This is a genomic window from Streptomyces sp., from assembly GCF_031178505.1.
Taxonomy (GTDB): domain Bacteria; phylum Actinomycetota; class Actinomycetes; order Streptomycetales; family Streptomycetaceae; genus Streptomyces; species Streptomyces gulbargensis.
In genome coordinates, this window is the sequence record NZ_JAPSIW010000361.1 from 1 (window position 1) to 6,897 (window position 6,897).

Below are 6,897 nucleotides of genomic sequence, written 5' to 3' on the forward strand. Positions count from 1 at the left end.
GTACCGAGTGGACGGAGTTCTCCCGCCGCCGGATCCGAGAGAAGCGTGAAGCGCATCGGCGCACGCCGACCGCGGCCGACCGGGCGTGGATGGCGGCCCCCCCGATGGCCCGGCCCGGACCTTCACCATGCTCACCGGGCGATGGTGCTGCGGTGGACGTGTCTGAGCGCGCCCTCACCCGCCGAGCTGCGCCGTGAGGGACTGACAGATCTGGAACGGCTCGTGACCGCGCAGGTGGACGCCTATCTGGCAGCGGACGGGCCGAACCCGGAAGCGGCAGCTGCCCTGGGGCCCTTACTGCCCCGGCTGCGCGAGGCCGCGGCGCGCACGCGGGGCACGCGGGCGATGCACCGGCTGGAAGCGCGGGCCGACCAGCTGCGGACGATGGCCGAACTCGTGCACGGGGACCGTCCGATCTGACGGTCCGCCGTCCGCACGGGCTGCCACCGCGCGCCTGCCCGCCCCGTCACCTGGCCGCTCCCGCCGGGCCGGTGGCGGTTCCGTGCCGTCCGGACAGGTGGAGGGAGGCGCCGAGGAGTTTGCGCAGTGCGATCACCGCCGCTGCCAGCGTGATGCCGTCCCAGGACGGTTCGCCGGCCAGGCGGAGCAGGCCGGCCGCGGTCAGGAAGTCCAGCAGGACGGCGAGCCCGCCTCGTACGGTACGCGTGAGGCGCCAGGCCGCTGCCGCGGAGACGAGGCCGAGTGCGGTGACCAGCACGGCCGCCGCCGGCAGCAACGCGGTCACGTCGGGAGGCCCTTGGCGCCGGGGGAGGACGCCGTCCCACCCCGTTCGAGCTCGGCCCGTTCCTGGGCGATCTCCCGGCCGAGGAAGTAGTTCAGCGCGGTCCGGATCGCCGCGACGGCCGCCAGCTGTCCGATCTCGGCGAAGCTCGGGGCGACCGCCGTACGCAGCACGTCACCGGCGAGCTGGAACTCCAGGCCCAGCACGAGGAAGCGCCCCAGGCTCAGCCTGATCCGATTGAACCCCGCCACCTTGCCGCGCCCGCGCACACCGGCCGCGACGAACTGCGCGAACGCCCACACGGCGCCGATGAAGATGATGAGCGCGCCCGCGGACTCGATGAGCCTGACCAGAAGGCCGATCACCTCGCGCAGGGTCGACTCGGGCAGGATCTCCACCGACAGGATCATGCCGGTGCTGGTACCCCCGGGCGCCGTCGGCGACGCGCTTTCCCCCCGCCCGTACCACGGGGGAGTGAGCCCGGAGGGCGGCGAGGCGGGCCACGCCGGCCGTCCCCTCGGGAGCGGAGCCGGGCCGCCTCCGGCGAGCGACCGGTCGCCGTCCTGCGCGACACCCATGCCGAACTGCACGCCCTCATCACGTGGCTCGTGCGCTACGGACAGGAGTCCGGGGAATTCGCCCGGAGCCTCGATCCCGACAGCGGAGCACACCACCTCCTGGCCCCCGCCGACGGCCTCACCGTCCACGTCCTGGCCGGCCACCACGCACCGGAGACGGCGCGGGGCATCCTCCAGCGCCACGTCGACCACCTCGTGGAAGGGGCCTCCGACCGCAGCTGACGGCTTCAGCGTCCCGGCATTCGACGGCGGATCCCTGCCCCCCGGGGACCGCCGTCCGGCGTCCCCCGCCGTCTCAGCGGTTCGCCGTGCGCAGCCGGTCCAGCTCCTCCCCGATCGCCGTGCGCAGGAGGTCGTGGCGAGGACCGAGCGCGTACTGTTCGTCGGTCCACCTGTCAGGGGGATACAGCCAGACCGGCTTCCGCACCAACTCGGCCGGTTCCCACCCGAACCGGGGCCATACGTGCGCGTGCAGGAAACCGTCCGTGTTGCCCAGGATCTCCAGGTTCACCCGCCGGAAGGACGCGTCCCTGCGACGGCATGCCCGCTCCACCGCCTCCCCGAGCCGATCCATGTCGGAGAGGAAGGCCAGCCGCTTGTCCCCGGAAAGATCCGACAGTCTTTCCACGGCGGGGTCATCCACCAGGAGCACCGAGTACCCCGGGAGGAACTGCACGTCGCCGATCACGGCGAATCCCGCGCGCAAGCGTCTCAGGACCGTGGGGTTTTCGCCTCGCCGTGCGCTTCCGATCCGATCCGTCCGCCAGTCGTCGACCATGGGGCGAGAACCTACCGGCCCGTCCGCCGCCCCGCCGCGGCCTGAACCAGGCGATGCCGTGTTCCCGGAGTAGTCTCGCCGACCCGCCCGCCCACGGGTCATCATGGCCGCATGGAACCGATCTTCGCCCGGCTGCCCGCCGGCTTCCGGACCGTGCGGTACGACGGCTCACGATTCCCGGGGTCGGCCGCGGTGACTCGTCGGCCGGGCCTCGCCCATGGCGCCAACTGCCAACTCTTCGCCTACGAGGTGCTCCGGCACTGCGGCTTGGTCCCGCCGCCCCTCCGTTCCAGCGACCTGTGGGCGGACACCGGCAGCACTGTCCGCGTAGCGGTTCCCGCCCCGCTCGACCTGTTGCTCTTCAGCGCGTCCGGCGACGCGTACGGTGCGCACGTCGGCGTGTGGGCGGGCGACGGCAAGGTGGTGCACCTCTGCTCCGAGGTCGGCACACCCGCCGTGTGGAGCCTGGCCGACTTCGCGGCCCGTGAGCGCTACCGCGTCCTGGTCGGCATCAAGCGGGTGAGCGTACGGGCAGCGGCTGCCGGCTGACGTCCGCCACCGGGCCAGGCCGGCGGGGGCCGGCGCACCCCGGGCCGGAGGCTCGGGCGGACACACCGTATGGGCGGCCTGCGACACACCCCGCCGATTCCCTACGGGCCCTCGGCGGACGTCGCGGCAGCGCTCACACCTCCTTCCATGCACCCCATGGTCGGACCCGTACTGCACAGGGGTGAGGAGGGCGCGAAGACGTTACAAGACCGTCGTGCCGGGCACGCGTGAACCCTGGCGCCCCTCATGCACACGAGGGACGCCGGAAGACACGGAACCAACGGCAACAGACGGGAAGAAGCGAGATGACGACCGCCCGCGAGATCATGACCGAGGGTGCCGAGTGCATCGGCGCCGAGGAGACGGTCCTCGAAGCCGCGAAGAAGATGACCCGGCTCGGCGTCGGTGCGCTGCCGATCTGCGGCACCGACGACAAGCTGAAGGGCGTGCTCACCGACCGCGACATCGTCGTGAAGGTGCTGGGCGCGGGCAAGGACCCGGCGCAGGTCAAGGCCGGTGAGCTCGCCCAGGGCGAGGCGGTGACCATCGGCGCGGACGACGACGCCGACGAGATCCTCCGGACGATGACCTCGCACAAGGTGCGCCGGCTCCCGGTGATCGACGGCCACCGGCTCGTCGGCATGGTCGCCCAGGCCGATGTCGCCCGCGCCCTGCCCGAGCCCAAGGTCGGCGACCTCCTCGAGGCGCTGTCCACGGACTGAGCCGCGGGGGGCCACCCGGCTCACCGCGAGGGAAAGGGCCCGCTCCGGAACTCCGGAGCGGGCCCTTCGCCGTGTCCGTCCGCCCGATCGGAACCGCTCGGTCCGTGCTGCCGCGCCGTGGGGGTCGCTCCCGATGCCCTCCCTCGCGGTGCGGGCCATCGGCGCCGTCCCGTGCGCTCGCTGGGCCAGCCCGTTCCTGGCCGGCCGGCAGGTGGTCCGGTCGGCGGCGGGGTGCTTCACCCGACGGCTACGGGAGACAGTCGGCAACGAGAGGAGCCCGCCCCGGGACGACCGGGGCGGGCTCCTCTCGTGGGCGGGCTCAACCGTCGCGCGGACCGGCGCGCAGCACGCTGCGCGCGCAGGCGGCCCCGGGCCGGCTGTCAGCCCTCCTCGCCGCGAGACGCGACCGCGCCCGCGGGCCGCGCACCGCGTGACGGCCCGGGCTCCCGTGCGGAGCGCGAAGGACTGCCGTCCCTCACCCCTTCGTCCGGCGGCACACCAGCCACACCAGGCCGGCGACCCCGGCCGCCGCCAGCAGCAGGGTGCGGTTGCTCCGTGCCATCTCGGTCCCCTGCGCCACCTTCTCCCGCACCGGTTCGGGCGTCTTCTCCTGGAGGAGGTGGGTGGCCTGACCAGCCTTGACCCGGGCCTGCTCGGCGGCCGAGGTGGCCTTCTCCAGCACCGGATCGGGAATCCTGTCCTGCACCTGGGCCGCGGTCTCGGCGACCTTGGCCTTGAGCTCACCGGCCTTCTCGGCGGCCTGCTGCCTGACCTCGGCGGCCTGCTGCTTGACCTCGGCCGCCTTCTCCTGGGCGCGGGCCTTGACGTCGGCCTTGGCCGCCAGCGCCTCGACCGTCTCGCCGAGCTCCTGACGGGTCTCCTCGACCTGCTCGCGCAGTTCGTCGCTGGAAGTGGTCCGCTTGTCGTGGGGCGGCTTGCTCATCGGTGTGCACTCTCCTTGATCTCGGCCACATCGGCCTTCACGCTTTCGACGGTCTGCTCCGGCCGGGGAGGTGCCGCCCGGTCGACCTGCTTCTTGCCGCTCAGGGCCATCACCGCGGCGATCACGCCCAGCACCGCCGTGACGATCAGCGCCGCGGCCCATACCGGGAGCACGACCGCGAGCCCGGCGATGGCGGTGGCGACCAGCGCCTGCAGCATCAGGAAGCCGACCACCCCGGCGCCGCCGAAGAGTCCACCGCCCTTGCCGTAGCGCTTGCCCTTCTCCTTCATCTCCGCCTGCGCCAGCCTCAGCTCGCCTCGCACCAGTTCCGTCAGCTGATGTGAGGCCCGCTGCACCAGCTCACTCACCGGTTCGTCGGCACCGTGAGGGCTGCTGCGGCCGGGGCCGACCGGGGGCGGCTGCCGCATGGTCGACAAGATGATCACCTCCCGCTCCGTACTGCTCAGTGCTCCGTCACGACGGGTCGTACAGGGACCCCTCGCGTGTCCGCGAATACCCCGAACCGACCGGATCAGACAGCCGCTCGACGGGTTCTTCGTTCGAGGTACGCGCCGTGGCCCCGGGACGCGTACCGCCGTCCCGCGTGCCGACACACGCGGAGCGCGCCCGCCTCGTCGGACGAGGGCGCTGACGAGCACGGCGAAGGCGGTGACGATGACGGCGACGCGGACGCGGTGGAGGCGGTCCCAGCGGTGCGTCTGCTGTTTCCAGTCGGCGGGCCGGTTCTCCGGGGTCCATGTCCTGCCCCCGTTGTTGATCGGCACGAGCAGCTGGATCGACAGGAGCACGCCGGCGGCCAGGAGGGCACCCGCGGTGACGACGAGGCCGGTGCCGTCGTGGTGCCGTCCGGCGACGGCCCACACCACGACGAGGACGAGCGAGGTGAGGTACCAGACCGGCATCACGACGCCGAGCATCCGGCCCCCGTGGGCGCGTCCGAGCGGGCCGCTGTCGTCGGGAAGCGCGTCGAGGATCGGGTTGACGACGAAGGCGACGGAGAACTCCACCCCCACCATCACGCCCACGACCACGGTGGTGCACACCTCGAGTGCGTCGAGCATGACAACTCCTCCAGGATCCAGCGCCGCTAGCTGATGTGGCAACGCTGGACGTGCCGTCGCTCGATTGTCTAGCGTTGCTAGAATCGACAAATGTCGGTACGGGAACGCAAGGAGCGGGAACGGGCGGTCCGCGAGCGCCTCATCGTGGCGACGGCCCGCGAACTCGCCGAGCAGCGAGGCTGGGACGCGGTCACCACCCGGCGGCTCGCCGAGCGCATCGAGTACAGCCAGCCCGTCCTCTACGGTCACTTTCGCGGCAAGCGCGAGATCATCGGTGCCGTCGCCCTCCAAGGTGCCGCCGAGATGGCCACGGCGCTGCGGACCGCGGTCTCCGCCGCGGACGGCCCCCGCGCTCGGGTGACCGCTCTCGCCCGCGCCTATCTGGAGTTCGCGGACCGCAACCCCGCGGTCTACGACGCCATGTTCCGGCTCGACGGCGGCCTGGCCTTCGCGCGGGAGGACACACCGGCACCGTTGAAGGACGCCTTCGCCGCCCTGCTGGAGAACCTCGACGAGGCCGCCGGCGACGGTGTGCACCCGGGACTGTTCGCCGAGGTGTTCTGGGCGGCCCTGCACGGGCTGGCCTCCCTGACCCGGGCGGGGCGGCTGCCGCGGGGGGAGGCCGGGCGGAGGGTGGAGCTGCTGGTCGACCGGCTTGCGGTGATCTGACGCAGCACCCCGCGGAGCACGTCGCCGGGGCGCCGTACCGCGAGCGGCTGTGACTCTCCTTCCGCACACGGTCATGCCTCACCCGATGGCCTTAGTCGTCCGCGGCGGTGGTTCCCTCGTGCTTCCGGCCGCCTGACGGCGGTCCGTCCGGGTCGGCGTCGAGGCGTCAGGGGGTGCGTGTCCGCCGGGCGAGGCGCGCGACGGCGTGGCGCACCAGGGCGGCGTTGCCCTCCACCGCGTGGCCGTCCGGGCCGGTGAGGGTGTCCTCCAGACCGATGCGGGTCTCCAGGCGGAGGGCGAGGGCGTGGTCCAGGACGGGCCAGGCGCACGCGTCCTCCCCGTGCAGGAGAACGGGGACGCCGAGTCGCGCCTCCGCCAGGCGGTGCAGTACGGCATCGGCCTCGGCGAGCGCCTGTTCCGTGGGAAGTTCGATCATCTCCACCAGGATCCGGCGACAGGCGCCGGCCGTGGGGCTGTCGAGCAGCCGTACGGCGTCGGTGACCGACCACACGCCTGCCTCGACACCGACGCCCAGCGTGCCCAGCACGCGGGCCAGGCGGTCGAAGCCCGGCTCACCGAGATTGAGCGACACGAGGTCGGGGCGGTGCTCCGCGTCGGCCCATGCCGCCACGGCGCGCTCGCGCGCGGCGGCGTCCCCGTCGTACATCCACAGACCGGTCGACACGCTCACCTCCAGGCCGGGGCAGGCACGCCGGACCGCCCCCACGGAGGCCGACACGACCGCTGGGTCGAGGCTCTCCCGGCCTTGCCCGTCCCGGGGGTGCAGGTGGACGGAGGAAGCCCCGGCGGCGCGGACGAGCCGGGCATCCGCCG

11 protein-coding genes and 1 pseudogene are annotated in these 6,897 nt (G+C 73.0%); 5 read left to right on the forward strand and 7 right to left on the reverse strand.

Annotated features, from left to right (window positions below; all coding sequences use genetic code 11):
* Positions 1-141 precede the first annotated feature (141 nt).
* On the forward strand, positions 142-420 hold the full coding sequence (locus RIF68_RS21900; protein ID WP_309052987.1) for a hypothetical protein: 279 nt from the start codon (positions 142-144) through the stop codon (positions 418-420).
* Between the two features lie 46 nt (positions 421-466).
* Here RIF68_RS21900 and RIF68_RS21905 read toward each other — a convergent pair whose 3' ends face one another.
* The gene (locus RIF68_RS21905; protein ID WP_309052988.1) at positions 467-745 is read right to left on the reverse strand and encodes a hypothetical protein; all 279 of its coding nucleotides are present in this window, start codon (positions 743-745) and stop codon (positions 467-469) included.
* Positions 742-1,146, reverse strand: a complete 405-nt coding sequence (locus RIF68_RS21910) for a DUF1622 domain-containing protein (protein ID WP_309052995.1) — start codon at positions 1,144-1,146, stop codon at positions 742-744. Before RIF68_RS21910 ends, RIF68_RS21905 begins: the two co-directional genes overlap by 4 nt.
* Here RIF68_RS21910 and RIF68_RS21915 point away from each other — a divergent pair.
* The gene (locus tag RIF68_RS21915; protein WP_309052996.1) at positions 1,027-1,542 is read left to right on the forward strand and encodes a TetR family transcriptional regulator C-terminal domain-containing protein; all 516 of its coding nucleotides are present in this window, start codon (positions 1,027-1,029) and stop codon (positions 1,540-1,542) included. The two genes, RIF68_RS21910 and RIF68_RS21915, sit on opposite strands and share 120 nt — an antisense overlap.
* A gap of 73 nt (positions 1,543-1,615) precedes the next feature.
* Here RIF68_RS21915 and RIF68_RS21920 read toward each other — a convergent pair whose 3' ends face one another.
* A complete protein-coding gene (locus RIF68_RS21920) occupies positions 1,616-2,098 on the reverse strand; it encodes a diadenosine tetraphosphate hydrolase (RefSeq protein ID WP_309052989.1) in 483 nt (160 codons plus the stop codon).
* Positions 2,099-2,209: 111 nt separating this feature from the next.
* Between RIF68_RS21920 and RIF68_RS21925 the strand changes: the two genes are divergently transcribed.
* Together RIF68_RS21925 and RIF68_RS21930 are read left to right on the forward strand one after the other, a co-directional pair.
* Entirely contained in the window at positions 2,210-2,647 is a 438-nt protein-coding gene (locus tag RIF68_RS21925) for a hydrolase (protein ID WP_309052990.1), read from the forward strand.
* 305 nt (positions 2,648-2,952) lie between these two features.
* On the forward strand, positions 2,953-3,369 hold the full coding sequence (locus RIF68_RS21930; protein WP_309052991.1) for a CBS domain-containing protein: 417 nt from the start codon (positions 2,953-2,955) through the stop codon (positions 3,367-3,369).
* Positions 3,370-3,844: 475 nt separating this feature from the next.
* On the opposite strand, the gene RIF68_RS21935 is transcribed toward RIF68_RS21930, so the two are convergent.
* The 3 genes and pseudogenes from RIF68_RS21935 to RIF68_RS21945 form a co-directional block, all read right to left on the reverse strand.
* Positions 3,845-4,312, reverse strand: coding sequence for a DUF3618 domain-containing protein (locus RIF68_RS21935; RefSeq protein WP_309052992.1), 468 nt, complete (start codon positions 4,310-4,312; stop codon positions 3,845-3,847).
* Entirely contained in the window at positions 4,309-4,740 is a 432-nt protein-coding gene (locus RIF68_RS21940; protein ID WP_309052997.1) for a phage holin family protein, read from the reverse strand. The genes RIF68_RS21935 and RIF68_RS21940 overlap by 4 nt, the downstream gene beginning before the upstream one ends.
* A 213-nt stretch (positions 4,741-4,953) precedes the next feature.
* Positions 4,954-5,394: pseudogene (locus RIF68_RS21945) on the reverse strand (anthrone oxygenase family protein); the annotation flags it as partial.
* Between the two features lie 90 nt (positions 5,395-5,484).
* Between RIF68_RS21945 and RIF68_RS21950 the strand changes: the two are divergent.
* Complete coding sequence (locus tag RIF68_RS21950) at positions 5,485-6,063, forward strand: TetR/AcrR family transcriptional regulator (protein ID WP_309052993.1); 579 nt, start codon at positions 5,485-5,487, stop codon at positions 6,061-6,063.
* Between the two features lie 166 nt (positions 6,064-6,229).
* On the opposite strand, the gene RIF68_RS21955 is transcribed toward RIF68_RS21950, so the two are convergent.
* The coding region (locus RIF68_RS21955; RefSeq protein WP_309052994.1) for a 3-keto-5-aminohexanoate cleavage protein at positions 6,230-6,897 on the reverse strand (668 nt) is incomplete at its 5' end.

Bases quoted from the DNA above. Each gene is read 5' to 3' on its own strand.
- RIF68_RS21900 (WP_309052987.1), top strand. From the start codon at position 142: ATGGTGCTGCGGTGGACGTGTCTGAGCGCGCCCTCACCCGCCGAGCTG.
- RIF68_RS21920 (WP_309052989.1), bottom strand. From the start codon at position 2,098: ATGGTCGACGACTGGCGGACGGATCGGATCGGAAGCGCACGGCGAGGC.
- RIF68_RS21925 (WP_309052990.1), top strand. From the start codon at position 2,210: ATGGAACCGATCTTCGCCCGGCTGCCCGCCGGCTTCCGGACCGTGCGG.
- RIF68_RS21930 (WP_309052991.1), top strand. From the start codon at position 2,953: ATGACGACCGCCCGCGAGATCATGACCGAGGGTGCCGAGTGCATCGGC.
- RIF68_RS21935 (WP_309052992.1), bottom strand. From the start codon at position 4,312: ATGAGCAAGCCGCCCCACGACAAGCGGACCACTTCCAGCGACGAACTG.
- RIF68_RS21940 (WP_309052997.1), bottom strand. From the start codon at position 4,740: ATGCGGCAGCCGCCCCCGGTCGGCCCCGGCCGCAGCAGCCCTCACGGT.
- RIF68_RS21950 (WP_309052993.1), top strand. From the start codon at position 5,485: ATGTCGGTACGGGAACGCAAGGAGCGGGAACGGGCGGTCCGCGAGCGC.